Annotated in this window: 25 protein-coding genes; 18 read left to right on the forward strand and 7 right to left on the reverse strand. The window is 71.0% G+C overall.

Annotated features, from left to right (window positions below; translation table 11 throughout):
- The first annotated feature begins 4 nt into the window (after window positions 1-4).
- Window positions 5-1,630 carry a serine/threonine-protein kinase gene (locus tag ACQPWU_RS44700; protein ID WP_433431746.1) on the forward strand — a complete coding sequence of 542 codons (1,626 nt, stop codon included), beginning with the start codon at window positions 5-7 and terminating at the stop codon, window positions 1,628-1,630.
- Here the strand turns inward: ACQPWU_RS44700 and ACQPWU_RS44705 are convergent.
- Window positions 1,627-2,214: a TetR/AcrR family transcriptional regulator gene (locus tag ACQPWU_RS44705; RefSeq protein WP_433431748.1), complete on the reverse strand. Its 588-nt coding sequence runs from the start codon at window positions 2,212-2,214 to the stop codon at window positions 1,627-1,629. The genes ACQPWU_RS44700 and ACQPWU_RS44705 overlap by 4 nt on opposite strands.
- 70 nt (window positions 2,215-2,284) lie before the next feature.
- On the opposite strand from ACQPWU_RS44705, the gene abc-f reads away from it, so the two are divergent.
- From abc-f to ACQPWU_RS44730, 5 genes are all read left to right on the forward strand, one after another.
- Window positions 2,285-3,859 (forward strand): ribosomal protection-like ABC-F family protein, encoded by a 1,575-nt coding sequence (abc-f, locus tag ACQPWU_RS44710; protein WP_433445441.1) that lies wholly within the window; start codon window positions 2,285-2,287, stop codon window positions 3,857-3,859.
- Between the two features lie 32 nt (window positions 3,860-3,891).
- Window positions 3,892-4,779: a Vgb family protein gene (locus tag ACQPWU_RS44715; protein WP_433431750.1), complete on the forward strand. Its 888-nt coding sequence runs from the start codon at window positions 3,892-3,894 to the stop codon at window positions 4,777-4,779.
- 211 nt (window positions 4,780-4,990) lie between these two features.
- Window positions 4,991-5,176, forward strand: coding sequence for a hypothetical protein (locus ACQPWU_RS44720; RefSeq protein WP_433431752.1), 186 nt, complete (start codon window positions 4,991-4,993; stop codon window positions 5,174-5,176).
- A gap of 28 nt (window positions 5,177-5,204) precedes the next feature.
- Entirely contained in the window at window positions 5,205-6,152 is a 948-nt protein-coding gene (locus ACQPWU_RS44725; RefSeq protein WP_433431754.1) for a quinone oxidoreductase family protein, read from the forward strand.
- A gap of 4 nt (window positions 6,153-6,156) precedes the next feature.
- A complete protein-coding gene (locus ACQPWU_RS44730; RefSeq protein ID WP_433431756.1) occupies window positions 6,157-6,771 on the forward strand; it encodes a LysE family translocator in 615 nt (204 codons plus the stop codon).
- 72 nt (window positions 6,772-6,843) lie between these two features.
- Here the strand turns inward: ACQPWU_RS44730 and ACQPWU_RS44735 are convergent, their stop codons facing one another.
- Genes ACQPWU_RS44735 through ACQPWU_RS44745 form a run of 3 tightly spaced genes read right to left on the reverse strand, consistent with a single transcriptional unit; the run spans window position 6,844 to window position 9,543 of the window.
- Complete coding sequence (locus tag ACQPWU_RS44735; protein ID WP_433431757.1) at window positions 6,844-7,863, reverse strand: PucR family transcriptional regulator; 1,020 nt, start codon at window positions 7,861-7,863, stop codon at window positions 6,844-6,846.
- Window positions 7,863-8,654 carry an ABC transporter permease subunit gene (locus ACQPWU_RS44740; RefSeq protein ID WP_433431759.1) on the reverse strand — a complete coding sequence of 264 codons (792 nt, stop codon included), beginning with the start codon at window positions 8,652-8,654 and terminating at the stop codon, window positions 7,863-7,865. Before ACQPWU_RS44740 ends, ACQPWU_RS44735 begins: the two co-directional genes overlap by 1 nt.
- Window positions 8,632-9,543, reverse strand: a complete 912-nt coding sequence (locus tag ACQPWU_RS44745; protein WP_433431761.1) for an ABC transporter ATP-binding protein — start codon at window positions 9,541-9,543, stop codon at window positions 8,632-8,634. Before ACQPWU_RS44745 ends, ACQPWU_RS44740 begins: the two co-directional genes overlap by 23 nt.
- 100 nt (window positions 9,544-9,643) lie before the next feature.
- Here ACQPWU_RS44745 and ACQPWU_RS44750 point away from each other — a divergent pair, with 100 nt between their 5' ends.
- Both ACQPWU_RS44750 and ACQPWU_RS44755 read left to right on the forward strand, forming a co-directional pair.
- A complete protein-coding gene (locus tag ACQPWU_RS44750) occupies window positions 9,644-10,456 on the forward strand; it encodes a patatin-like phospholipase family protein (protein ID WP_433431763.1) in 813 nt (270 codons plus the stop codon).
- 27 nt (window positions 10,457-10,483) lie between these two features.
- A complete protein-coding gene (locus ACQPWU_RS44755) occupies window positions 10,484-11,518 on the forward strand; it encodes a 1-acyl-sn-glycerol-3-phosphate acyltransferase (RefSeq protein ID WP_433431765.1) in 1,035 nt (344 codons plus the stop codon).
- Between the two features lie 329 nt (window positions 11,519-11,847).
- On the opposite strand, the gene ACQPWU_RS44760 is transcribed toward ACQPWU_RS44755, so the two are convergent.
- Complete coding sequence (locus ACQPWU_RS44760; RefSeq protein ID WP_433431767.1) at window positions 11,848-13,335, reverse strand: cobyric acid synthase; 1,488 nt, start codon at window positions 13,333-13,335, stop codon at window positions 11,848-11,850.
- Between the two features lie 42 nt (window positions 13,336-13,377).
- On the opposite strand from ACQPWU_RS44760, the gene ACQPWU_RS44765 reads away from it, so the two are divergent.
- Window positions 13,378-14,178: an MBL fold metallo-hydrolase gene (locus ACQPWU_RS44765; protein WP_433431769.1), complete on the forward strand. Its 801-nt coding sequence runs from the start codon at window positions 13,378-13,380 to the stop codon at window positions 14,176-14,178.
- A 7-nt stretch (window positions 14,179-14,185) separates the two neighbouring features.
- Here the strand turns inward: ACQPWU_RS44765 and ACQPWU_RS44770 are convergent, their stop codons facing one another.
- Window positions 14,186-14,404, reverse strand: a complete 219-nt coding sequence (locus tag ACQPWU_RS44770) for an antitoxin (protein ID WP_433431770.1) — start codon at window positions 14,402-14,404, stop codon at window positions 14,186-14,188.
- Window positions 14,405-14,524: 120 nt separating this feature from the next.
- On the opposite strand from ACQPWU_RS44770, the gene ACQPWU_RS44775 reads away from it, so the two are divergent.
- From ACQPWU_RS44775 to ACQPWU_RS44785, 3 genes are all read left to right on the forward strand, one after another.
- Window positions 14,525-15,427, forward strand: coding sequence for a DNA-3-methyladenine glycosylase family protein (locus ACQPWU_RS44775; RefSeq protein ID WP_433431772.1), 903 nt, complete (start codon window positions 14,525-14,527; stop codon window positions 15,425-15,427).
- Between the two features lie 133 nt (window positions 15,428-15,560).
- Window positions 15,561-16,523, forward strand: coding sequence for a 2-hydroxyacid dehydrogenase (locus tag ACQPWU_RS44780; RefSeq protein WP_433431774.1), 963 nt, complete (start codon window positions 15,561-15,563; stop codon window positions 16,521-16,523).
- 143 nt (window positions 16,524-16,666) lie between these two features.
- Window positions 16,667-16,867, forward strand: coding sequence for a CsbD family protein (locus tag ACQPWU_RS44785; RefSeq protein WP_433431776.1), 201 nt, complete (start codon window positions 16,667-16,669; stop codon window positions 16,865-16,867).
- A 277-nt stretch (window positions 16,868-17,144) separates the two neighbouring features.
- Here ACQPWU_RS44785 and ACQPWU_RS44790 read toward each other — a convergent pair whose 3' ends face one another.
- Window positions 17,145-17,933, reverse strand: a complete 789-nt coding sequence (locus tag ACQPWU_RS44790) for a class I SAM-dependent methyltransferase (protein ID WP_433431777.1) — start codon at window positions 17,931-17,933, stop codon at window positions 17,145-17,147.
- A gap of 118 nt (window positions 17,934-18,051) precedes the next feature.
- On the opposite strand from ACQPWU_RS44790, the gene ACQPWU_RS44795 reads away from it, so the two are divergent.
- The 6 genes from ACQPWU_RS44795 to ACQPWU_RS44820 all read left to right on the forward strand — a co-directional run bounded on the left by ACQPWU_RS44795 (window position 18,052) and on the right by ACQPWU_RS44820 (window position 25,480).
- Complete coding sequence (locus ACQPWU_RS44795) at window positions 18,052-18,381, forward strand: hypothetical protein (protein WP_433431779.1); 330 nt, start codon at window positions 18,052-18,054, stop codon at window positions 18,379-18,381.
- 143 nt (window positions 18,382-18,524) lie between these two features.
- A complete protein-coding gene (locus ACQPWU_RS44800; protein WP_433431781.1) occupies window positions 18,525-19,076 on the forward strand; it encodes a hemerythrin domain-containing protein in 552 nt (183 codons plus the stop codon).
- A 56-nt stretch (window positions 19,077-19,132) separates the two neighbouring features.
- Complete coding sequence (locus ACQPWU_RS44805; RefSeq protein WP_433431782.1) at window positions 19,133-20,338, forward strand: PP2C family protein-serine/threonine phosphatase; 1,206 nt, start codon at window positions 19,133-19,135, stop codon at window positions 20,336-20,338.
- A 19-nt stretch (window positions 20,339-20,357) separates the two neighbouring features.
- Window positions 20,358-21,158, forward strand: coding sequence for an SDR family oxidoreductase (locus tag ACQPWU_RS44810; protein WP_433431784.1), 801 nt, complete (start codon window positions 20,358-20,360; stop codon window positions 21,156-21,158).
- Window positions 21,159-21,296: 138 nt separating this feature from the next.
- Window positions 21,297-23,255, forward strand: coding sequence for a PQQ-binding-like beta-propeller repeat protein (locus ACQPWU_RS44815; protein ID WP_433431787.1), 1,959 nt, complete (start codon window positions 21,297-21,299; stop codon window positions 23,253-23,255).
- A 2-nt stretch (window positions 23,256-23,257) separates the two neighbouring features.
- On the forward strand, window positions 23,258-25,480 hold the full coding sequence (locus tag ACQPWU_RS44820) for a hypothetical protein (protein WP_433431788.1): 2,223 nt from the start codon (window positions 23,258-23,260) through the stop codon (window positions 25,478-25,480).
- Window positions 25,481-25,484: the final 4 nt, after the last annotated feature.

Consider the following 25,484-nt stretch of genomic DNA (forward strand, 5'->3'; position numbering starts at 1 on the left):
CGGCGTGAGCGGTGAAACCTCCCACATCGGGCGCTACAGGTTACTTAGCGTGCTGGGGCGTGGCGGCATGGGCACGGTCCATCTCGCCGAGGATCCGGCTGGGCAGCGGGTCGCCGTCAAAGTGATCAACCCGGAGCTGACCCAGCACGAGCAGTTCCGCATGCGCTTTCGCAGGGAGGCGGACGCCGCCCGGAGGGTGCGCAGGTTCTGCACGGCCGCGGTGATCGAGGCCGCCCTCGACGGCGACCAGCTCTACGTCGTCACCGAGTACGTGCCGGGGCCGAACCTGGAAGAGGCCGTGCGCCAGTCCGGCCCCCTGCGCGGCTCCAGCCTCGACGCCCTGGCCGTCAGCGTGGCCACCGCTCTGACCGCCATCCACGGGGCCGGGGTGGTGCACAGGGACCTCAAGCCGTCGAACGTGCTGCTGTCCCCCGTCGGACCGCGCGTGATCGACTTCGGCATCGCGCGGGCGCTCGACACGCTCGGCGGCGTCACGGGCACCGGCGAGCTGGTCGGCACGCCCCGCTACATGGCTCCCGAGGTGCTGCGGGGCGAGCCGGTGTCCCCGGCCTGCGACGTGTTCTCGTGGGGGTGCCTGGTCGCTTTCGCCGCCAGCGGGAGGGCGCCGTTCGGCGGCGACACGCTGCCCGCGATCGTCTACCAGGTGCTCAACACCGAGCCGGACCTCGGCGACGTCGAGCCCGGCCTGCGCGAGCTGGTCATGGCTGCGCTGCGGAAGGACCCGGCCACGCGGCCCACCGCCCAGCAACTGCTCGACCACCTCGTCGGGCGGTCGGCCGCGCCCGAGCAGGCGGCGCAGACCGTGCAGGTGGCCTGGCAGCAGGGCACGGCGGCGTACACGTCCGTTCAGCAGCCTCCCAAGAGCAACCGCGCCAAGCTGATCGCGGGGATCGCGGCGGCGGCCGCTGCGGTGCTCGTCGCCGGGTCCGTGGTCGCATGGACGGTGTTCGCCCCCAGCGGGCCGCCTGACCTGGGCGTTCTCTACCGCGAGGACTTCACGCAGACTTCCGGCGGCTGGAACGGCACCTACGATCCCAATGCCTCGTCCAGCTACGGATACCGGACGGACGGGACGTACGGGCTGGATGTGGAGAAGGGATCAGAAGAGCGGTCGGAGAAGGCCCCCATACCCTTCCTCATCGCCAAGCCGACCGACACGCCCGAGCCCTCGGCCACGCCCACGCCGATATTGCCCTCCTCCGTCGTCGTCGCCGTCACCGCCGAGGTCAAGAAGCACACCGGCACCGGCGAGTACGGCGTGTACTGCCACAACGTGGACGATGACGACACGTACTACGAGTTCGCGCTCGACACGACGGGGAAGGCCAGGATCCGGCGCATCGTGGACGGGGCGGGCGGCACGCTGGCCCAGCCGGTGCAGGTGGACGGGCTGCCCGGCAAGGCCCGGCTGGTGGCGTCGTGCGAACAGACCGGGTCGGCCGTGCGGCTGACGATGTGGGTGAACGACCAGAAGATCCACCAGGTGGAGGACCCGAACGGGCTCGGGAACGGTTATGTGGGGTTGTTCGCCCGCACGCCGAAGGACGGCACGTCGATGCTGAAGACGACGTTCGACGACTTCGAGCTACGCGGTCAGAAGGATCCCTAGAGCACGCCCGCGCGGGCGGCGGCCAGAGCCGCGTCGGCGGCGCGGTCGGCGTCCCGCTCGGTCACCGGCTCGTGCGCCACGAACAACCGGTAATAGACGGGCGCGACCGCGACCCTGATCACCTCGCTGACATCCACGATGTCAGGGAGCTCGCCGCGCCTGATCGCCCGCCGGACGACCTCCGCCGACTGGTCGTGCCTGGCCACGAAGAAGTCGTGCAGCGCCCGTGCCGCGTCGGGATCCTGCACGGCGGCCGCCACGAACGCCGACGACACCGGCCCCAGCTCCGGATCAGCGAACCCGCTCCGCACGAGCTGGACGATGCCCCGCAGATCGCCCTCGATCGAACCGGTGTCGGGAACGGGCCAGGGCTCGTCTCTGGCCAGCTCGAGCGCGTCGGAGATCAGTCCCGCGACGCTGCCCCAGCGCCGGTAGACGGTCGTCTTGTGCACGCCTGACCGCTCGGCCACGTTCTCCACGGTCAATCCCCGGTATCCGTGCTCGGCCAGCTCGGCGAGCGTGGCCTGGCGTACGGCGTCGCGAACCCGCGCGCTTCGCCCTCCCGGCCGCTTGTTCGGTTCCAAAAACTACTCCAGTTGCGTTAGCGCCCACCCTATGGCATACTAACGCTACAACAGTTGCGATTGGAGTTCCATCCTGATCAGCCTTCGAAAGGTTTCCAAGTCGTACGGCGAGCGGGCCGTGCTCGTCGACGTGACCGTGTCCGTGCGGCCCGGCGAGCGCGCCGGCATCGTCGGGGAGAACGGCTCGGGCAAGTCCACGCTGCTCCGGCTGCTGGCCGGGGTCGAGCTGCCCGACGACGGCGAGGTCGCGGTGGCCGACGACATCGGCTACCTCGGCCAGACGCTAGACCTGCCGCTGGAGCACACGGTCCAGCAGGCCGTCGACGCCGCGCTGGCCGGCCTGCGCGCCATGGAGCGCCGGATGCGCGAGCTGGAGTCGGCGCTCACCGACGACGTCATGGACGAGTACGGGGAGTTGCTGACCGCGTACGAGCTGCGGGGTGGCTACGAGGCGGACGCGCGGGTGGACAAGGCGTTCCGCGGGCTGGGGCTGTCCCACGTGGGCCGCGAGCGGCCGCTGTCGACCCTGTCGGGCGGGGAGCGGGCGCGCCTGGGCCTGGCCTGCGTCCTGGCCGCCTCGCCCAGGGTGTTGCTGCTCGACGAGCCGACCAACCACCTCGACGAGTCGGCCCTGACCTGGCTGGAGGCCCGGCTGCGCGAGCACAGGGGCACGGTCGTCGTGGTGTCCCACGACCGCGTCTTCCTCGACCGGGTGGCCACCGTGGTGATCGAGGTGGAGCACGGCGCGGTCACCCGCTTCGGCGGCGGCTACACCGGCTTCCTGGCGGCCAAGGCCGCGGCCAGGGCCCGCTGGGCGCAGGCCCACGCGGCGTGGTGCGAGGAGGTGCGGCAGGTGCGCGAGCACGCGGCCACGACCGCCCACCGGGTGGCCGCGGGGCGGTTGATGCGCGACAACAACAAGATGGCTTACGACCGCAATGCCGGGCGGGTGCAGAGCTCGGTGGCCAGCCGGGTCCGCAACGCGCACGAGCGCCTGCGGAGGCTGGAGGCCGACCCCGTTCCCCGGCCACCTGAGCCGCTACGGTTCCGCGGCACGTTCATCGACGAGACGGCGTGCCCCGACCACCGGAACGGCGCCTCGGGCTGCTCGGAGGCGGACGTGGAGCTGCATGACGTCCGGGTCGGCGACCGGCTGCACGTGCCGTCGCTGACGATCAAGTCAGGCGACCGGCTCCTGGTCCGCGGCGCCAATGGCGCGGGCAAGTCCACGCTGCTCCGGACCCTCGCCGAGCATGCCCGTGCCAGGGTCGGCTACCTGCCGCAGGAGGTCGCGTTCGACCCGGGCCTGACCGTCCTGGAGGCCTACGGCCACGGCTACCCGGACGAGCGGCGAGCGGCCCTGCTGAGCACCGGCCTCTTCCAGCCGCAGGCCCTCGACCAGAAGGTGGGCGCGCTGTCAGTCGGGCAGCGGCGCAGGCTGGCCCTGGCCAGGCTGCTGGCGGAAGAGCATGACCTCCTCCTGCTCGACGAGCCGACCAACCACCTGTCGCTGGTCCTGGCCGAGGAGCTGGAGCAGGCGCTCGACGGCTATCGCGGCGCGCTCGTCGTGGTGTCGCACGACCGCGCACTCATCCGGCACTTCCGGGGGACCGAGATCACGATGGCAGGGGGACGCATACTTTGAGCCGCACCAGACCGACCAGCGAAGGACCGCAGATGTTGACCACGATCGACGGGGGATCTCCGTACGGCATCGCCACCGGACCGGACGGGGCGCTCTGGTTCACGCTCGTTCACGAGGGGCGCGTCGGCAGAGTGTCGCCCGGGCAGGAGCCCGTGATCCATCAGCTCGACCCGGCGGACGGGCAGCCCACCGTGATCACCCCGGGAGTCGACGGGGCGATGTGGTTCACGGAGGGGAAGGGCGGCCGGGTCTGCCGGATCACCGCCGACGGGAAGGTGACCTCCTACGAGGCGGACTCGCCGTACGGGATCTCCGCGGGGCCGGACGGGGGCATGTGGTTCACCCAGATGCAGTCCGGCAGGATCGGGCGCATCGGGCCCGGTGGAGAGCGGGCCGAGTTCGAGGTGCCGGTGGAGGGTGGCATGCCTGCCTTCATCACCGCCGGGCCGGACGACGCCCTCTGGTTCACGATCAACCAGGGCAACGCCATCGGGCGCGTGTCGCCGGCGGGAGAGGTGACCGTTCACCCGCTCCCGACGGAGGGCGCCGCTCCGGTGGGGATCACGCTGGGGCCGGACGGGGCGCTGTGGTTCGTGGAGATCGGCGCGGGTCAGGTCGGTCGGATCGACGTTTCCGGAAAAATCACCGAATATCCCCTTCCCGATCGGGCCGCACGACCGCACGCGATCATCGCCGGTCCCGACGGCGCCCTGTGGTTCACCGAATGGGCCGCCGACCGCCTCGGGCGCATCACCACCGACGGCTCCATCGAAGAGCACCCGCTGCCACCTTTGCCGGCGGAGCTCGGAGAAGGGAGTGACGGTGCTGCGCGGAAGGCCGAGCCCCATGGGCTCACGATCGGACCTGACGGGGCGATCTGGGTGGCGCTGGAGGCGGGCGCCCTGGCCCGGATCGGCTGACGGACGGCGGCCGGTTGAGCGACCCCACTCGGCCATGCCCCCACTCACTGGCCGCCGGTCGCCCGCCGCTGGCACACCGAGTCGATGGCACACCGGTCACTGGTCGCCGGTCGCTGGGCACCGGGCGGCGGGGGGGCGTTGGTGGGCGGTCTGGTCGCGGGCTGGTCTCCGGTCGTTGGTCGGGCGCTGGCCGCCAGGCCGACGGGCGCCCGTGGTGCCCGAGCGGGCGGTGATCGTGTTCATCGCGTTCGCCGTCGTCCTGGCCACCCGCCACCGTCGCCACGCCGCGCATGCCCGCCCATGGGCGCTGGTCGCTGGTCGCCGGGCGGCGTTGGTGGGTGGCCCGGTCGCTCGCCGGTCGCCGGTCGCCGATCTCTGGCCGACCCAGTGGGAATGATCCGGGGGCCGCGGAGTTGACTATGGGTATGCATGCCATCATCGTCTCCGCCCAGGGCGGTCCAGAGGTTCTCGAATACGTCGAGCGGCCCGACCCGGTCCCCGGCGAAGGGGAAATCGTGGTCGACGTCGCGGCCAGCGGTGTCAACTTCATCGACATCTACCACCGCTCCGGCGCGTACCCGCTCGAAGTGCCCACTCCCATCGGCTCCGAGGGCGCGGGCACGGTGTCCGCGGTCGGGCCTGGGGTGCAGGGGGTGGCCGTGGGCGACACCGTGGCCTGGGCCAACGTTCTGGGGAGCTACGCCGAGAAGGCCGTGGTCCCGGCCGTTCGGGCGGTGCCCGTTCCCGACGGCGTTCCGGCCGATGTGGCGGCGGCGGCGATGCTCCAGGGGATGACGGCCCACTACCTCACCCACTCCACCCACGAGGTGCGCGAAGGGGACGAGGTGCTGGTCCACGCCGGTGCCGGCGGCATGGGGCAGTTGCTCATCCAACTCGCCAAGCTCAAGGGCGCCAAGGTCCACACCACCGTCTCCACCGCCGAGAAGGAGAAGCTCGCCCGGGAGGCGGGCGCCGACGAGGTGCTGCGGTACGACGACTTCGTGGAGGCGCTGCGGGGCAAGATCGACGTGGTGTACGACGGCGTCGGGAAGGCCACGTTCGACGGCGGGCTGGAGGTGCTGCGGCCGCGCGGCCTCATGGCCCTGTACGGCGCCGCCAGCGGCCCCGTCCCCCCGATCGACCCCCAGATCCTCAACAAGAAGGGCTCGCTCTTCCTCACCAGGCCCACGCTCGTCCACTACGTAGCCGAGCGTGCCGAGCTGCTCCAGCGCGCCTCCGACCTGTTCGAGTGGATCGCGTCGGGACGGCTCACCATCAACATCTCGCATCGCTACCCGCTGGCCGAGGCGCGGCAGGCGCACGAGGACCTGGCGGCCCGTCGCACGACAGGGAAACTTCTCCTCATACCCTGACGGCATGGACATCGCAGGATCAGTCTGGTCGTTCGCCGCGGTAGTGGCTCTGCTCACGCTCACCCCCGGCCTCGACACGGCCCTCATCCTGCGTACGTCGGTGCTGGCGGGCAGACGGCCGGCCTGGGGCGTGACGCTCGGCATCCAGCTCGGCACGCTCACCTGGGGCGTGGTCACCGCGGCGGGGCTGTCGGCGCTGCTGGCCGCCTCGCGGCTCGGCTACGAGGTCCTGCGCTGGGCCGGGGTGGCCTACCTGGTGTGGATGGGCCTGCGCATGCTCCTGGCCAGGCAGGCGGCACACGATGAGCCGGAGCAGGCGGTGGGCTTCAGGAGCGGGTTCACGCGTGGGCTGGTCACGAACCTGCTGAACCCCAAGGTCGGGGCGTTCTACGTGGCCATGCTGCCGCAGTTCATCCCGGACGGGGCGCCGCACGCGGTCATGGGGCTGCTGCTGGCCGGCGTGCACGTGGCCGAGGCGGTGGTGTGGAGCGCGGTGCTGATCGGGTTCGCGTCGTTGATGAGCGGATTCCTGCGCTCACCCACCGTACGGCGCGCCCTCGACCGCGTGACCGGCGTGGTGATCATCGGCTTCGGCATCCGCCTCGCCGTCACGGACTGAAGCCCGCCGAAACCATCGCCGAAGCCCGCCGAAGCCGTCACTGGAGTCCGTGAACACCGGCCCGCCGCGTCGTCACCGGCCGAACTCGGCGGGCCAGCCAAGGAGACGAGCGCCGAGTACGGCGGTCTCCAGGGTGAAGCGCTGCGTCGGGTCGTCCGGTGAGAACCCGGTCAGGCGGCGGATGCGCTCCAGCCGGTACGTGACCGCCCGCGTGCTGAGCCCCAGCCGCCGGGCCGCGGCCGCCTGGTTGCCGTGCGAGGCGAAGATGGCCTCCAGCGTCTCCAGCAGCGGCTCGTGCCCGCCCCGCGCCCCCAGCAACGGGCTCAGCACGCTGGCCACCAGATCTTCGATGGCGCTCCTGTCGCGCAGCAGCACGGGGAACACCAGCAGGTCGGCAGCCCTGACCACGTCGGCCTTGAGCCGCAGCCCGTCGGCCAGTTCCAGGGCCTGCGCCGCCTCCCGGTAGGAGGCCACCACGCCGCCGGGGCCACGTTGCGGGCGTCCCACGCCGACGCGCCAGCCGGCCGGGAAGCGGGCGCGTACATGATGGGTGAACTCCCCCACCGCGGCCGGCAGCGTCGCGGGGGCCACGCACACCAGCAGCCCGTCGCGCACGGCCACGAGCACGTTGTGCGAGCCGAACCTGGCGATCAGGTCCCGCTCGATGCGGTCCTGGTCGCCGTCGCGCATGCCGCGCGCCACGGCCACGACGTACGACTCGGCCAGCCGCAGCCCGAAGTGCTCGGCCCGCTCGGCCAGCCGCTCCGCCCGTCCCAGGAGGAGGTCGTCCACGAACTCCCTGCGTGCCTGCTCCTCCTCGCGGATGGCGGCCAATTGCGCCTGCTCGTACCCCTCCATCAGCGCGGAGACCGCCTTGCGCAGCGCGGGCAGCACCCCGGGCAGGCCCTCGCCTGCGCCGAGCGCGCCGTCCACCAGCGCCCGCAGCGGGATCCCCAGCTCGGCAGCCCGGTAGCCCGCGGCGCGGTAGGCGTCGAGCGCCTCCCGGGAGGGTAACCGGCCGGTCGCGGCGTGCTCGGCCAGCACCTGCCGATGCCCGCCGAGCAGGTCGGCGGGCACCTCGGAGATCGCCATCACACTCCTACATCACGCCTGTCGAAGGCGAGCACGGCGGTGAGCGCCAGCACGGCCGTCGCCCCCGCCAGCACAAGGTAGTCCCCGACCGGCAGACCCTCATAGAGCGGCCTGCCCTCGGCGTAGTAGTGGAACGGCGAGAGCCACTTCAGCCACGCGATGGCGTCGACGTTCTTGCCGATCGTGATCACGACGTAGCCGGCCACCACCCACACGCCGACCACGGCCGAGGCGATCGCCCTGCGCCCGGTGGCGGCGCCGACGGCCAGCCCCATCGTCCCGAACAGCAGCCCGACCAGGAGAACCCCGAGGTGCGCGGCCAGGATCCGGTCGAACGGCACCCCCATCTCCACGGCCTCGCTCGTCGCCCACGTGACGACCAGCGTCACGACGGCCACCACGAGCATCGACGCCGCCAGCGCCGCGAACCTCTCCAGCACCAGCCGCCGCCGGTCCACCGGCAGCGTGACGATCAGCTCCAGCGTGCCCGACTCCTCCGGCTGCGCGATGGCCCGGTTGGCCAGGAGCATCGCGCACACGATGAACAGCATGGGGACGAAGAGCTGGTAGACGACCGTCTGCAGGTAGCCGGTGCCGGAGGCGAAGTCCCCGAGCCCGCCCATCAGGTCCTTGAGCGGCCCAGGGAACTTGGCCGTGGCCATGGAGCCGTAGGTCTCGGGGTTCTGCTTGACGTTGGCGTAGGTGCCCAGATAGACGGCCATGAAGGCGCTGATGCCCAGGCACCACCAGATGAGCGACCGCCGGTTGTCACGCAAGCTCTTGGCGATCACGGTGCCGCTCCTCGTCGCTGTAGTAGGTCAGGAAGATCTCCTCCAGGTCCGGCTCCGCGCTCACCATGTGCACCACGGTGAACCTGGCCGCCGCCTTGATCAGCGCGTCCGGCCGGCCGTCGATCGTGCAGCGCACGCTGGCGCCCTCCACCCGCAGGTCACGCACGCCGGGCAGGTTCTCGAACGCCTCGCGCGGCACGGGCGCGTCGAAGTGCAGCTCGACCCGGCGCACCGCCTTCTCTCGCAGCGCCGCCACGTCCTCCACCGCCACCAGGCGCCCGTTCCGTACGATGCCGACCCGGTCCGACACGTTCTCGACCTCGGCGAGCACGTGTGAGGACATCAGCACGGTACGCCCGGACTGCCGGACCTCCCTGACCATGGCCAGGAACTCCTGCTGCACCAGCGGATCCAGCCCGCCCGTCGGCTCGTCCAGGATGAGGAACTCCGGTTCGTGCATGAACGCCTGGATCAGCCCGACCTTCTGCTTGTTGCCCTTGGAGAGCTTGCGCATCTGCACCGACAGGTCGGCCTCGAGCCGGTCGGCGAGGGCGTCGATGCGGGTGTCCGGCACGCCGCCGCGCACCCCACCGAGGAAGCGCAGGTAGTCCCTGGCCCGCTCGCGGCCCTCCAGCGCCAGCTCACCCGGCAGATAGCCGATGCTGGAGCGGATCGCGGCCTGGCGCGGGTCGGCCCCGAGCACCCGCACGGTCCCCCGGGTCGGCCTGATCACGTCGAGCAGCAACCGGAGGGTGGTGGTCTTGCCCGCGCCGTTCGGCCCCAGGTAGCCGAAGATCTCGCCCGGCTGGATCTCCAGCGTGAGATCCTCCAGGCCACGGCGCCTGCCGTAATACTTGGTCAGCCCTTCGGCCTGCACCACTGCTGTCATGGCCGCATCGTCCCGCCGGCCGCCCCGTCCGTCACCGGACAGTTCCGGCAGCGTGCGGATGGCTTTGCTTCCGGGACGCGGCAACGAGAGGGTGGGTTGTGTGGAGACGGCGTTCGTGCTCGGTGGCGGTGGCGTGCTCGGCGCGCACGAGGTGGGCATGCTGCAGGCGCTCGACGAGGCAGGCATCAGCCCTGACCTCGTGGTGGGCACGTCGGTCGGCGCGCTGAACGGGGCGGTCATCGCCGCCGCCCCTTCCGAAGCGGTCGGCCGGTTGGTGTCCTTGTGGCGCTCCGATGTCGTACGTACGGCGTTCGCCGGCTCATGGGTGGCCCGATTGTCCACCCTGGCCAAGACCGGCACCCATCTGCACTCGCTCGGCCCGTTGCGTGCGCTTCTGAGCGAGACCGTGCCGGTTTCCCGGTTCGAGGAGCTGGAGCTGCCCTTCCAGTGCGTGGCGGCCTCGGTCGAGCGGGCCGCGGCGCACTGGTTCACCGGCGGGCCGCTGGTGGACGCGGTGCTGGCGTCGTGCGCGGTGCCCGGGCTGCTGCCGCCCGTCGTGATCGGCGGCGAGCACTTCTACGACGGGGGCCTGGTGCACAGCATCCCCGTCGGGCGGGCCGTACGGCTCGGGGCCAAGCGCGTCTTCGTCCTGCACGTCGGGCGGATCGAACGGCCGCTGGCGCCGCCCAGGCGCTTCTGGGAGGTGGGCATGGTGGCGTTCGAGATCGCCCGCAGGCACCGGTTCGCCGAGGACATGGCGAGCCTGCCGCCAGGAGTGGAGGTGCACGTGATGCCCGCCGGCGTGACGGAGCCGCTCTCCACGCTGCGCTACCGCAACGTCTCGCAGATCTCCGCCTGCATCGAGAGGGCCTACACCGCCTCTTCGCACTATTTGCGGAACAGAGGAGGATGAAGGGTAGACCGTTCCAGGGAGGCCGATGTGCTCCCACCGCGTATCCTGCGTCGGCTCGTGCTGGCGCCTCTGGTCATCGTCATGACCGTGTTCATGCTGGTGACGCTGCCGTTCTGGCTCGTCGTCACGGCGGCGGCCTCCCTGCGCCTGCCGCCGCCGCAGCGCAGGGGGCTGAGGTTCGTCTGGTTCGGTACGGCGTGGCTGGCCCTGGAGTCGGCCGTGCTGGTCGCCTGCCTGTGGCTGTGGGTGGCGGGCGGGGCCCGGCGCCAGGAGCGGCACTACGCCCTGATCAGGTGGTTCCTGTCCAAGGTGTACGCGGTGGCGGTGCGGACCTTCCGGCTGACCCTGGACATCCAGGAGCCCGAGCCGACGGCCGAGGAGCGGGCCGCCCGGCTGACCCGGCCGGTCATCGTGCTGGCGCGGCATGCGGGGCCCGGCGACTCCTTCTTGCTGATTTATCACCTTCTAGCGATATATGGACGGCGGCCGCGCATCGTCATGAAGGCCGCGCTCCAGTACGATCCCTCGCTGGACGTGGTGATCAACCGGCTGCCGAACGCGTTCGTCCCCCGCGAGTCCGGGCAGAAGCGGGTCATCGAGGAGATCCACCGCCTGGCCGCGACGATGGGCGATCAGGACGCCCTGGTGATCTTCCCCGAGGGGGGCAACTTCACCCCGCGCCGCCGCCGGCTGGCCATCAGGCGCCTGGAGGAGAAGGGGCTGGCCGAGGAGGAGAAGCGGGCGCGCGGCATGGACCACCTGCTGCCGCCCCGGCCGAAGGGCGCCATCACGGCCATCGAGGCGTGCCCGACAGCGGACGTCATCTTCGTCGCGCACACCGGGCTCGACGACCTCATCACGTTGGGGGACGTCTGGCGCAAGCTGCCCGTCAGCGCTCACATCACCGCGAAGTGGTGGCGGGTGCCGGCCGCCGAGGTGCCGCGCGAGCGGGCGGAGCGGATCCAGTGGCTGTACGACCACTGGGAGCAGATCGACGGCTGGATCGACACCCAGCGCCAGGCCCGCGCCCCTGCCGGACATCCTGCGCCCGGTCCGGGCTGAGCCTCGTTTTCGCACGTCACCGCACGTCTCCCTCAACGCCGCACTTCGGTTGAGGTCCCTTGGGAAGGAAGGGCGAAAGAGGGAGCCCACCCAGCCGGGCAGAGGTCCCTCGGGGAGGAAAGCCGAAGGCGGGAGCCCAGCCAGCCGGACGGAGAGCCCTCGGGGAAGGGCGAAGGCGAGAGCCCAGCCAGCCGGGCAGAGGCCCCTCGGGGAAGGGCGAAGGAGCGAGCCCAGCCGGCCGGGCGGAGAGCCCTTGGGGAGGGAGGCCGAAGGCACGCTCGGCAAGCCGAGCGGCGCGCCCGAGGGCGTCCCCTAGCCAGGGCGAGTGGCTAGGCGGGTGGCGCCCCCGGCGGCAGGAACGGCATGTCCTGGGGGCCGTGCTCGATGAGGCGGAGCAGCGCGTCCGTGTCGAGGTGCCGTTCCACCAGGTCGCCGAGCGCGTCGAGCCGTTCTTCCCTGAGCCCCGCGAAGTCCGTGTCAGGAGCCGGTAGGAAGTCGCGCCCGGCCCGCTCGGCCACGTCGGCCAGGAAGGCCCGGCGGAAGCCGTCGTTCTCGAGGGCGCCGTGCCAGGCGGTGCCCCAGACGTTCCCGGCCCGGCAGCCGTCGAGGAACGGCTCGCCGCCCTCCACCGTGGCCACCCCGTGGTGGATCTCGTACGCGCGCACCGGCTGCCCGTAAGCCGTGCCTTCCGGCCGCCCGAGCCGCTTCTCCGTCGCGAACTCGACCCGTACCGGCAGCATGCCCAGCCCCTCGACCTTCCCCTCCCCCGACTCGACCTCGTCCACGATCTCCCGCCCGAGCATCTGGAACCCGCCGCAGATCCCCAGCACGGGCCCGGCCCGGCCGGTGATCGCCGCCGCGAGCCCCCGCTCGCGCAGCCACGCCAGATCGCTGACCGTGGCCCTCGACCCCGGCAGCACCACCAGGTCGGCGTCGTCCAGCTCGACCGGATCGGTGACGAAGCGCACCACGACCCCCGGCTCGGCGGCCAGGGCGTCCAGGTCGGTGAAGTTCGAGATCCTCGGCAGCCGCACGACCGCCACCCGGAGGGTCTGCCTGCCGTACGGCGCGCGCACCGCGACCCTGCGGCCGTCCAGGGCCAGCGAGTCCTCGACGTCCAGCCAGAGCCCGTCGAGCCAGGGCAGGACGCCGTACACCTCGCGGCCGGTCAGCCGCCTGAGCATGTCGAGCCCGGGCTCCAGCAGCTCCCGTGCGCCGCGGAACTTGTTGACGACAAATCCGGAAATATGGGATTGGTCGCCGGCGTCCAGCAGGCCCACCGTGCCGTAGAACGCGGCGAACACCCCTCCCCTGTCGATGTCGCCGACCACGATCACGGGCAGGTTCGCGGCCCTGGCCAGGCCCATGTTGGCGATGTCGCCGCGGCGCAGGTTGATCTCGGCGGGGCTGCCCGCGCCCTCGCACACCACCACGTCGTACCGCTTCCTGAGCCTTTCCAGCGCCTCCAGCGCCGTGGTGCGGAGGAGGTCCTTGAGCGCGCCGTACTCCATCGCGTCCACGTCCGCCACCGGGGTGCCCATGAGGACGACCTGGCTGCGGCGGTCGCTGCCCGGCTTGAGGAGGACGGGGTTCATGTCCGCCACCGGCTCCAGGTGGGCGGCCTGCGCCTGCATCGCCTGCGCCCGGCCGATCTCGGCGCCCTCCGCGGTGACGTACGAGTTGAGTGACATGTTCTGGGCCTTGAAGGGCGCGACGCGCACGCCCCTGCGGGCCAGCCACCGGCAGATGCCGGCGGTCACCACGCTCTTGCCCGCGTCGGACGTGGTCCCCGCCACCAGCAACCCGCCTCTGACCATGCGATCACCGTATCGGAGCACGCACGGTCTTATGCTGGCCGCATGCCACCGTCGGATCTGCCCATCTGCCGCACGTGCGGCGTCCAATACAGCGAGCCCCGCCCCGACTGCCCGATCTGCGAGGACGAGCGCCAGTACGTCGGCTGGGACGGCCAGCAGTGGACCACGATGGCGGGCCTGGCGGCCGAGGGCCATCGGGGCCGCGTGGAGGAGGAGGGCCCGGGCGTGATCGGCATCGGCACCGCCCCGCCCACGGCGATCGGCCAGCGCGCCCTGCTCATCCGCACGCCCGAGGGCAACGTGCTCTGGGACATGGTCTCGTACGTGGATGACGACCTGGTCGCGCAGGTCAAGGAGCTGGGCGGGGTGTCGGCCATCGCCATCAGCCACCCCCACTTCTACGGCTCCATGATCGAGTGGGCCCGGGCCTTCGACGCCCCCGTGTACATCCACGCCTCCGACAGGCAGTGGGTGGCCAGGCCGGACGAGGCGGTGGTCTTCTGGGAGGGCGACACGCACCGGCTGTCCGAGGACCTCACCTTGATCAACGCGGGCGTGCACTTCGAGGGCGGCCAGGTGCTCCACTGGTCGTCCCAGAACGCCCTTTTCTCTGGAGACATCCTCACGGTCGTCCAGGACCGTCGCTGGGTGAGCTTCATGTATAGCTACCCGAACTTCATCCCCGAACGTCCGCACGTAGTGCGCCGTGCCCTGGACCTGCTGGAGCCGTACGCGTTCGAGAGGGTTTACGGGGGTTGGTGGAAGCGCGTCGTGTACGCGGACGGCGCGGAGGCCGTCCGCCGCTCAGCCGACCGCTACCTGACCTTCGTCGAGGACAGGTGAGCGCGGCTCAGCTCTCCCCTTCGCGCTTCCTCTCTTCCTGCTCGCCGCCGCCACCGCCGTAGCGGCGCTGCACCGCGTCGGCCCCCTTCGAGATCTGTTCGTCGTACTTGTGGCCGGTCCGCTCCTTCGCGATCTGCTCGGCGCGCTCCACCACCTGGTCCGCCTGCTTGGAGTGCCCTCTGGCCAGGTTCTCCGCTTTCTTCAGCCACTCCCCGATTCGGCTCATGACCTTCCCCCTTCCTTTGGACTGTCATCGCCCCCTACCCCCGCATCCAGCACATTCACCGCCCCGGAGCCAAGCGGCGGCGGAGCGGGTCTGTCGGCGGCACCCCCTACGATGCGGCGCATGACCACGCACGGATTCACGCTCACCGCCGAGGGCCCGTTCGACTTCGGCGCCTCGCTGCGTTTCGTCGAGGACTGGCCGGCCACCAGCGCGCTGCCTTCCGACGGGCGGGCGTTGCGCTTCGCCTACTGCGCCGAGTCCGACTGGCTGCCGATCGGCGTGAGGGTGACCGCCGCGCCGGGCGGCGTGGCCGTCGCCACGACCCGCCCGGCCGGGCCGGGCATCCGGGGCGAGGTGGCGCGCATCCTCTCCCTCGACGTCGACGGCACCGGCTTCGCCGCGCTCGGTCAGGCCGACCCCGTGCTCGGCGACCTGCAGCGGCATGCCCCCGGCCTGCGCCCGGTCTGCTTCTGGAGCCCGTGGGAGGCCGCGTGCTGGGCGGTCATCGTGCAGCGCTCCTCGATGCTCATCGCGTCCCGGATCAAACAACGCATCGCCGCGCGCTACGGCGCGCAGGTCACCGTGGACGGGCGGACGCACGCGGCCTTTCCCCCGCCCGTGACGCTGCTGGAGGCCGGCGGTCTCGGCCTGCCCGCGCAGAAGGAGGAGTGGCTGCGCGGTCTCGCCCAGGCCGCGCTCGACGGCCTGCTCACCACCGAGCACCTGCGCTCGCTCGATCCGCAAGAGGCCCTCGCCGATCTGCGCGCCCTGCCCGGCGTCGGGCCGTTCTCCGCGGGCCTGATCCTGATCCGCGGCGCGGGCGCCCCCGACGCGTTCCCCGGCGACGAGCCGCGCCTGTTCGCCATCCTGCGCGAAGCGTACGGCCTGCCCGAGGACGCGCCGCCGGCCGCGTACCGGAAGCTGGCCGATGCCTGGCGGCCCTACCGCTCCTGGGCCTCCTTCCTGTTCCGGGCGGCCTCCTACGGCGTCACGGACGATCAGGAACGAGCGCAGGCCCGGTGAGGCAGGCTCAGACCCGATCCCCCGCCTCCGGCAGGGAACGGGGGCGCGGCATAGTAGTGGGGGCCGCTGGGAGCCGTACCTCGACGTGCGGAGCCGGGTGGCCGGCACAGGTCCCATCGACAGAGAAGGGCAGATGGACAACCACATCTACGTCACCCGCACGCTGACCGACGCCGCCATGGCGAAGGTCCGCGAGCTGAGCCATCCCGTGATCGTCGGTGGGGAGGAGCCGCCCGATCGCGCCACCCTGCTGCGCGACGTGGCGGGCGCGGCGGCGGTGGTGTGCACGCTGACCGAGCGGATCGACGCGGAGGTGCTCGACGCCGCGGGGCCCGGCCTGCGGGTCGTCGCCAACACGGCCGTCGGCTACGACAACATCGACGTGGCCGCGGCCACCGAGCGCGGCGTGCGGGTGACCAACACCCCCGGCGTCCTCGACGGCGCGACGGCCGACCTGACCTTCGCGCTGATCCTCGCCACCTCCCGCCGCGTGCTCGACGGCGACCGGCTGATCCGCGAAGGGACTCCCTGGATATGGGGGCCGCGGATGATGCTCGGCATCGACCTCAGCGCCGGCGCGACCCTCGGCGTGGTCGGGTACGGCAGGATCGGGCGAGCGGTGGCGCGTCGCGCGCGGGCGTTCGACATGTCCGTTCTCGCCACGCCCACGTCCTCGCCGCTCACCGACGAGGACCGGCTCGGCGTCGAGTTCGTCCAGCTGCCCGAGCTCCTGGAGCGCAGCGACGTGGTGACCCTGCACTGCCCGCTGACGCCCAAGACCCGGCACCTCATCGACGCCGCCGCGCTGCGCCGCATGAGGCCCACGGCGATCCTGGTCAACACCGCGCGGGGCGGCATCGTCGACGAGCGGGCCCTGATCGAGGCGCTGCGGTCAGGGGCGATCGCCGCGGCCGGGCTGGACGTCTTCGAGGACGAGCCGCGGGTCGACCCCGAGCTGGCCAAGCTCCCGAACACCGTGCTCACACCGCACATCGGCAGCGCGGGAACGACGACGCGCGAGCGGATGTGCGGCCTGTCGGTGGCGAACGCGGCCGCCGTGCTCGCCGGACGCGCCCCGCTCACGCCCGTGAACTGAGGCAGGCGCTGGGGTTGCCGCAGTCCTACGGCGCCCGGAGATGACGGCGCCATCGGTCTCCTTCACGGACAGTGTTTCTGTCCCTTCTGTCCGGAAAGTGGAAGTACGTCCGGGGATACGAAGCTTCCGGGGGATAGAAAGGCATGGACATGGGCGCCAAGGACAAGCTGCGTCACAAGGCCGAGGAGCTCAAGGGCCGAGCGAAGAAGAGCGTCGGGCACGCCACCGACGACGAGCGGCTTCGGGACAAGGGACGTACGGACCAGGCCCGGGGGAGCATGAAGCAGGCCGGAGAGAAGATCAAGGACGCCGGCAAGAAGGTCAAGGGCGCCTTCAAGAAGTGACGGTCGCCCAAGGTGTGGGCCCGCCCTCGCAGCTTGCGACGCGAGGGCGGGCCGTTTGTGGTCCCGGCCTCCGCCCGTGCCGTAGGAAGGGTTCGGCCGGATCATGGGCGAGCAGTTCGAGCGCGCCGACGGCATGTTCCTGGGCCGCAGGTCGTACGACATCCTCTCGTCGCACTGGCCGAACGTGCCCGACGAGGATTGCGGCGCCAAGATCAACAACATGCCCGAGTACGTCACGACGAGGACGCCGAGTGGGCCGGCAAGCCCTCCCCGACCGTCACCCGTCCCGCCGGGTGACGGTGAGCATGTGGCCGCTGACTCCGAGCAGCGACGGCACGGACTCCAGCGAGCGCTGGGCGTCGAGCATGAGCGCCCGGCGTTCCGGATCGTCAAGCCAGTCGTTGACGTCGCCGTAGAGCCAGAAGGCGCCCTGCAGCCCGTACCGCTCGACCTCGGGAAACCCGGCGTCGGCGAACTCCCCGGGAACCTCGTCCGGATCGTGAAGGTAGCCGGTGAAACCCCGCCCGGGAGAAAGCATGATCCCGTCGGCCATGGCCGCGTTTGCGGCCTGCCGCTGCCGCTCGTCCAGGTAAAGACCCAAGTAGACCGTGTCGTGCACGGCCGCGTAGCGGCTGATGGTCGCGGCGGCCACCAGACCGCCGGGCCGTACGGCACGTCGCGCCTCTGTCAGAGCCCGCACCCGATCAGCCCGCTCGTGCAGATGGTAGAGCGGGCCCAGCAGCAGAACCGCGTCCACGCTCGCGTCCGGCACCGGCAGCTGCCGCGCATCGCCAAGTCGCGCGGTCACTCCGGTCAGCTCCGCGGCCCGCTCCACATGAAGCGAGATCGGGTCCAGCAACTCGACCTCGTAGCCGTCGGCGCTCAGCCACTCGGCGTGCGCACCGGGGCCGCCGCCCACGTCCAGCACCCGAGCGGGTGGCGGCGGCAGCGTGCGGCGCAGCACGTCCTGCGTGCGCCAGAACTCCAACCGGCCGCGCCCTTCGCGAAGCCGGCTGTGCTCCCTGTCCTGTTCGTAGTAGGCGAGCAGCTCACGTGTCACTGTCATGCCTGATCTTGGCGGAATGCCCATATCGCCCACAAACGGTTTAATGCGCAGGTCAAGTTCTCACAGCCGGTATCCGCGCCTTGCGGCCTTGTCTGATGGATCAACCTAGTGTGACGGAATGAGCACAATCGATAAGCAACCGCCGGATGGGACTGATATCGCCGAAGTGACCACGTACGTCATCGGTGAGTGTGCGCGGTTCGGCACGCGGCTGCGTACGCTGACCCGCCAGCTCGGTCACGCTGCCACGGTCACAGCCGAACGCGAGGAGCTGACGCAGGCCATCGCCTATGCCCATGCCGCCCTGGCCGACCTCCTCATCACCGTTCACCCCATCCAGCACGACGACCCGTCCCAGGAGCACGACCCGCGGGAGCGCGCCGCATCCGGCCCGGCCACCCGCCAGCATCCGTCGGTCCGCGATTTGCCATGGGTTGCCACGGCTTGACGGCAGCCACGGTCGCCCTTCCCGTCGAGGAAGCGGAGCCGCCCCTCGTCATGCATGTTTCCGCCGCCGTCACCGGGCACGGGACAAGGGACGCCCGCCGGCGTTCGCGGGCGCGAGCCAGACGACACGGGGGGGAGGCCGTCATGGACACGCAGCAGGATGTGATCGCGGTCCTGGTCAACGACCATCGCGAGGTCGAGCAGATGTTCGGCGAGCTGGAGCACATGACCGGCGGCATCGGGGAGCCGGCCAAGACTCTGGCGGAGAAAGTGGTCATCGAACTGGTGCGGCACTCCATCGCCGAGGAGGAGTACCTGTATCCGGCCGTCCGCGAGCACGTGCCCGGCGGCGACAAGCTGGCCGATCAGGAGATCGCCGAGCACGACGAGGCGGAGCGGACGATGAAGCGGCTGGAAGGGCTCGAGCCGAACGAAAACGATTTCTGGCCCACCGTGGAGCTCCTGGTGAGCCAGGTCCGCCAGCACGTCCGGGAAGAGGAGAACGACCTGTTCCCGCGGCTGCGCGAGACCTGCCCGCCCGAGCAGCTGACGGAGCTTGGTGACAAGGTGCAGAAGGCCAAGAAGCTGGCCCCGACCCGCCCGCACCCCGCCGCGCCCGCCAACAAGCTGCTGGCACGGGGAGCCGGGCTCGTGGACCGCATCAGGGACGCCATCACCGGCCGGGGACGCTCCTGACCCATGGCAGGAGTGGCGAGCCGGCCGTGAACGCGGGACCGTACCGGCAGGAAGGCATGAGCGAATCCAGCGGAATCGAACGCATGCTGGTCGCCATGCTCGAGGCCAGCCACATGAGCACGCTGGAGCATCTGCCGGCGCTGGCCGCCGAGAGCGCTTCGCTGGCCGGCCTCGGCGAGGTGGCGATCTACCTGGCGGACCTGCAGCAGGTGGCGTTGCGCCGGCTGCGGTCCCACGACGAGGTCGAGCAGCCGGGCGACGAGCTGCGGGTGGACGGCACCCTGGGGGGACGGGCCTTCCAGGAGGTGCGCCCGCTGTCGCAGAGCGGGGACCGCGGCGAGCGCTACTGGTGGGTTCCACTGCTGGACGGCACCGAGCGGCTCGGACTGCTGCGGGTCTGCAGCGACACGGCCGATGTCCCGCAGGCCGCCGTCCACCTGGCCGGGCTGGTCGCGCTCCTGGTCGTCAGCCAGCGCACGCAGAGCGACGACTATCCGCGCCTGGTACGTTCGCGGCCGATGCACGTGGCCGCGGAGATGCAGTGGCAACTGCTCCCGCCGCTCGCCTTCGCCACCCCCGAGGTGACCGTGGCCGCCGTCATCGAACCCGCCTACGAGGTGGGCGGCGACGTGTTCGACTACGCCATTTACGGCGACACCCTGCATCTGGCCGTCTTCGACGCGATGGGCCACGACGTCTCGGCGGGGCTGACCGCCAACCTGGCCATGGCCGCCAGCCGCAACCATCGCCGCCAGGACATGGACCTCACCGCCAACAGCCAGGCCATCGAGCGCGTGCTGATCAGCGAGTTCGGCCGCGGCACCCGCTACGTGACCGCCGTCATGGCCGATCTGAACCTGCGCACCGGCCTGCTCACCTGGATCAACCGCGGCCACCCGCTGCCGGTGCTGATCCGCGGCGGCCGCTGGATCACCACGTTGACGTGCCCGCCTGCTCACCCTCTTGGCCTGGACCTCGACATGCCCGTCACCGTCTGCCGGGAGCAGCTGGAGCCCGGCGATCGGCTGCTGCTGTACACCGACGGCATCGTCGAAGCCGGGGCCGCCCAAGGCCGCGAGTTCGGGCTGGCGCGATTCGTGGACTTCATCGTCCGGCACAGCAGCTCCAGCCTTCCGGTCCCGGAGACCCTACGCCGGCTGATCAGGAACATCCTCGACTACCACGACGGCGTGCTGCACGACGACGCCACCGTCGTGGTGACCGAATGGCGCGGTTTCGCCGGGTCGGCTTTCGGCACTTGAGCACGTCCGAAGGAGGATCATGAGCGACGCGTACGACCAGGTGGCGATCGTCACGGGGGCGGACTCCGGCATCGGCAAGGCCACCGCCGTGGCCCTGGCCGAGCAGGGATTCGATGTCGGCGTCACGTACCACATGGACCGCGAAGGCGCGGAGCGGACAGCGGCCCTGGTACGCGAGCTGGGCAAGGTGCCGGCGGTGCGTGGGCACGACCTGACCGATCCCGAGAGGGCGGCGGTGGTCGTCGACGAGCTGGCGGAGGAGCTGGGCGGGATCGGCGTGCTGGTCAACAACGCGGGCACCGGCACGAGCGAGCCACTGCTCGAGATGGGCTACGAGCGCTGGCGGTCCGTCCTGGCGGTGGACCTCGACGGGGCGTTCCTGTGCGCCCAGCGGGCCGCCAGGCGCATGGTCGCGGCGGGCAGAGGCGGCCGCATCGTCAACGTCACCAGCGTGCACGAGGAGTATCCCAGGGTCGGCGCGGGCCCGTACTGCGCGGCCAAGGGTGGGCTGCGCATGCTCAGCCGCGTCCTGGCGCTGGAGCTGGCGGAGTACGGCATCACCGTGAACGCCGTGGCGCCCGGCGAGATCGCCACCCCGATGACCGGACAGGAGGACCTGCCGCCGCAGCCCGGCACCAGGCCGGGCTACCCCGTCCCGCGGCCGGGGGACGCCCGCGAGGTCGCCGCGGTCGTGGCCTTCCTCGCGAGCCCTTCCTCCTCTTATGTCACGGGAACGACCGTGTTCGTCGACGGCGGACTGGGACTGATGGGCCCGCAGGCGGCCGGCGCCCTCGGGTCGGGCGACTGGCGTACCGGATGAAGAGCCCCCGCGCGGGTTGTTGACACGACGGCGATCATCTGATTACGGTCGGGACCGTTATCGCAATTTCCGCGAGATCGCTTCGAAGAACCGACGTTCCAGGTATGACCGTAATCTCGAGATCCAGTCGGGAGCCGTATGTCCTTCTTACGCCGGTTGATCCCCCTCACCGCCGCCGCCTGCCTGGTCCTGCCGGGCTTGCCGCACCTGGCCCAGGCCGAGGCCCCGCCGTCCCGTTGCGGCGCCGCCGAGGGCACGGTGACCACGCTCGGCCCCGCGAGCGTCACGAACGCGCTCGGTAACGCCGAGTTCGTCGGCGACACCCTGTACGTGGTCACCCGCGGCCTCTCACCCAACGTGGTGGGCGCGTACGACGTCGCGGCCGACAAGGTGACCGCCCACTACGACATCCCCACAGGCATCGGGGCCTGGGCGATGGCCAAGATCGGCACCGACGTCTACATCGGCACCCACATTTCCTCCGACCTGTACAAGCTGGACACGCTCACCGGCCGCGTCACCAAGGTCGCCGCCTTCGACGACCACTTCATCTGGAACATCGCCGCCTCGCCGGACGGCAAGGTGTACCTCGGCATGTCGGAGACGGGCAGGGTGGTCGAGTACGACCCGGCCACCGGCGCCACCCGGGATCTCGGCGTCGCCAGCCCGGGTGAGCAGTATGTCCGCAGCATCGCCGCCGATGCCGGCACGGTCTACGCGGGCGTCGGCGCCCATGCCCACCTGGTGGCCATCGACCGGGCCACCGGCGCCAAGAAGGAGATCCTGCCGGCCGAGCTGGCGAACCGTGACTTCGTGGCCAGCATGGCCATGAACGACACCCATCTGGCGATGGGCATCTCGTCGCAGGGCGAGCTGCTGGTGCTGAACAAGGCCGATCCCAGCGACTACCGGATCGCCCAGGCGCCCGGCGAGAAGTACGTCACCTCGGTGGCCTTCCTCGGCGAGTACGTCTACTTCACCGGCCGCCCGACAGGCACGCTGTACCGCTACAGTCTCGGCACCGGCGAGGTGGAGACGCTCGGCGTGCCGTATCCGGAGGCGGGGACACCGAGCCTGCTCGCGCACGGGGGCAAGATCTGGGGCATCCAGGACGGCGCGGTGTTCGTCTACGATCCGGACACCGCCCGCCTGGAGTACCGCAACCTCATCTCCCGCGGCCTGCGCGCCGGTCCCGAGCAGCCGATGAACGTCTTCTCCGACGGGAAATACGTCTACGCCGGCGGCAAGGGCGGCATGCAGGTGCACGACGCGTCCGGCGGATCGCGCCGCATCGGCATCCCCGGCGAGCCGAAGTCCATGGTCGAGGTCGGCGGCCGCGTGTACCTGGGCGTCTACACCCAGGCTCTCCTGTACGGCCACGAGCCGGGCACGGACACGGCCGGCCTCCTGGCCAAGATCGGCAATCGGCAGGACCGGCCGCGCGACATGGCGTACGACTCGCGTACCGGGATGATCGTGATCGCCACGCAGCCGGAGCCCGGCCAGGAAGGCGGCGCCCTGTCGCTCTACGACCCGGACACCAGCGGGCTCGACGTGCGCCGGCCGGCCGTACCCGACCAGAGCGTCTACTCCGTCGCCGCCGGGGACGGCACCGCCTACCTCGGCACCTACATCCAGGAGGGCTTCGGCCTGCCGCCGAAGACCAGCACCGCCAGGCTCGCCGCGTACGACCTGCGCCGGCACAGGCTGCTCTGGCAGATGGAGCCGGTGCCGGGTGCCACCTACATCGCCGACGTCGTACGTCTGCGCGGGCGGATCTACGGGGTGTCCGACACGGGCGTGTTCTTCGAGGTCGACCCGGAACGCAGGCAGGTGACCAGAACCGCGAAGGTCGGCGGCTTCGGCGGCGACCTGGCGGTTCAAGGAGGACGCGTGTACGGCGTCTCCGGCGAGGCCGTCAGCCGTGGCGACCGGGTCTACCGGATGGACCTGACCACCTTCACCGCCCACACGCTCGCCGACGGGCTCGCCGGCGACTGGTTCGACGGCGCCAAGCTCGCGGCCGATCCCGGGGGCTGCGGCCTCTACACGCTGCGCAACCGCGATCTGGTCCGGATCGCCACAGAGAGGAACTGAACATGCGATTCACCACGATCCTCTTATCAGCCTTGTTACTCGTCACCACCGCCTCTCCCGCCTCGGCGCAGGACGAGCCGCAGCCGCCGGTCGGCTCGGTCACCGACTTCGGCGTCCAGTCGACGGCGCTCACGGTGTTCGAAGGGTTCTTCGGCACCGACGCGACCGGGCGCCCGGTCGTCTACAGCGTCCAGATGGGCACGCCCGGCGTGGTGGCCGTGGTCGACCCCGTGACCCGCGAGCACCTCCGTACGGCGGAGATGACCGGCTCCTCGGGCGGCTGGGGCATCACCCAGGCCGACGACGGCCTCGTCTACGCGGGCAGCTATCCCAACGCGCACGTGTACCGTTACGACCCCGCGAGCGGAGAGACGACCGACCTGGGCGCGCCGGTGGCCGGGCAGACCGTGCTCTACGGGTTCCAGCCGGGCAAGGACGGCAAGATCTACGGCGGCACCTACCCGGACGCGCACGCCTTCTCGTACTCGCCCGCCGAGGGCTTCCGTGATCTGGGCGCCATGTACGAGGGCCAGCAGTACGCCATGGACATCGCCGTGGACCCCGAGCGTGAGGTGCTGTGGGCCGCCATCGGCTCCGCCGGCCACCTGATCAGGATGGACCTGCGGACCGGGGAGAAGCGCGACATCTGGCCGGAGGCGCTGCGGGGCGACCCCAGCTACCCGTACGACATCAACCTGGTCGGCGGCAAGCTGTTCGTCAAACGCAGCAAGCTCCAGGCGATGGTGCTCGACCCCGACACCGGCGCGGTGCTCGCGGAGAACTTCGTCATCAGCTCGCGCGGCACCACCCGGGTGGCCGACGGCAAGTACGTCTACTTCACCTCGGGCACGGCTCTGTGGCGCTACGACCTCACGACCGACACGCCGGAAGCGGTCCCCGGCTCCGTCGTCGCGGGCGGCCCCGCCGTGGGATGGGGCTTCGTGAACGGCCGGCTCTACGCCCTGATCGGCAACTACTCCGGTGACGCGCTGTCCTATGACCCGGCCACCGGCGCCTCCGAGCGTTTCAAGCTGCCCTTCCCCGCCCAGCCGATCGACATCAACAACGTCAGCGCCGGCCAGGACGGGAAGATCTACACGAACCTCTACATCAACGGCAACGTCGCCACGCTCGACCCGGCCAGCGGGAAGGTGACCGAGCTGGGCCGCGTCGCCCAGACCGACGGGTGGTTCTGGCACGAGGGGAAGATGTACCTGGGCACGTACCCGAACGGCGGGGTCATGGTCTACGACCCGTCCCGGCCGTTCAAGTCCGGCACCAACCCGCTCGAGCTGTTCCGCCTCATCGGCGACGGCCAGAACCGTCCCCAAGCCTTCGCCACCACCGCCTCCAAGCTCTACATCGGCAGCACCCCCGACTACGGCCTGTGGGGCGGCGCCCTGACGGTCTACGACTACGCCACCGGTGAGCACACCGTGATCCGCGCCCCCGTCGCCGACCAGGGCGTGATCTCCCTCCTGGTCCGGGGCGACACCCTGTGGGGCGGCACCACCATCAACGGCGGAGGCGGCACCACCCCCAAGGCGAAAGAGGCGAAGCTCTTCACCTACGACCTCGCCACCGGCACGAAGACGTCCGAGCTCACCCCCGTGCCCGGGGCCGGCTCGATCACCTCGATCGTCCAGGGCCCTGATGGCATGCTCTGGGGCCTGGCGGACGGCGTCCTGTTCATCCTCGACCCCGCCTCCGCCAAGGTGACGCGCCGGATCGAGCTCCCCGCCGGCTACAGCGGCGTCCAGGACGAGCTCCACGTCAACCCCGACGAGCACGTCTACGCCTCGCTCGACGGCTACCTGCTCCGCGTCGACCCCCTGTCGAAGGCCGTCACGGTCCTGCGTGACTCCGGCACCTACCGCTCCGCTCAGGACAGCGCGGGCAACCTGTGGTTCCGCAGCGGCACCAAGGCCGCCAACAACGCCGTCCAGGGAGGCGCCCGCCTCCTCCGCTACACCCCGCCGGCCGACGCCTGCCCCGGCTCCGACCTGACGCCCCACGTGGTCATCAAGGAGACCGACAGCGGCGTCCGCAACCGCTACCGTCCCGACGGCTGCACGCTCGAGGACCTGATCGAGGACGAGAAGTACTCCGGCAAGGACCTCACCCGCCACGTGGCCGGGGTCGTCGCCCGGCTCGTCGCCTCGAAGACCATCACGGGCGCCGAGGCGGAGAAGATCCTCCGCGCCACCCACGACGCCCGAGGCTGAACCA

It is taken from the genome of Nonomuraea sp. CA-141351 (genome assembly GCF_050944675.1).
GTDB lineage: Bacteria > Actinomycetota > Actinomycetes > Streptosporangiales > Streptosporangiaceae > Nonomuraea.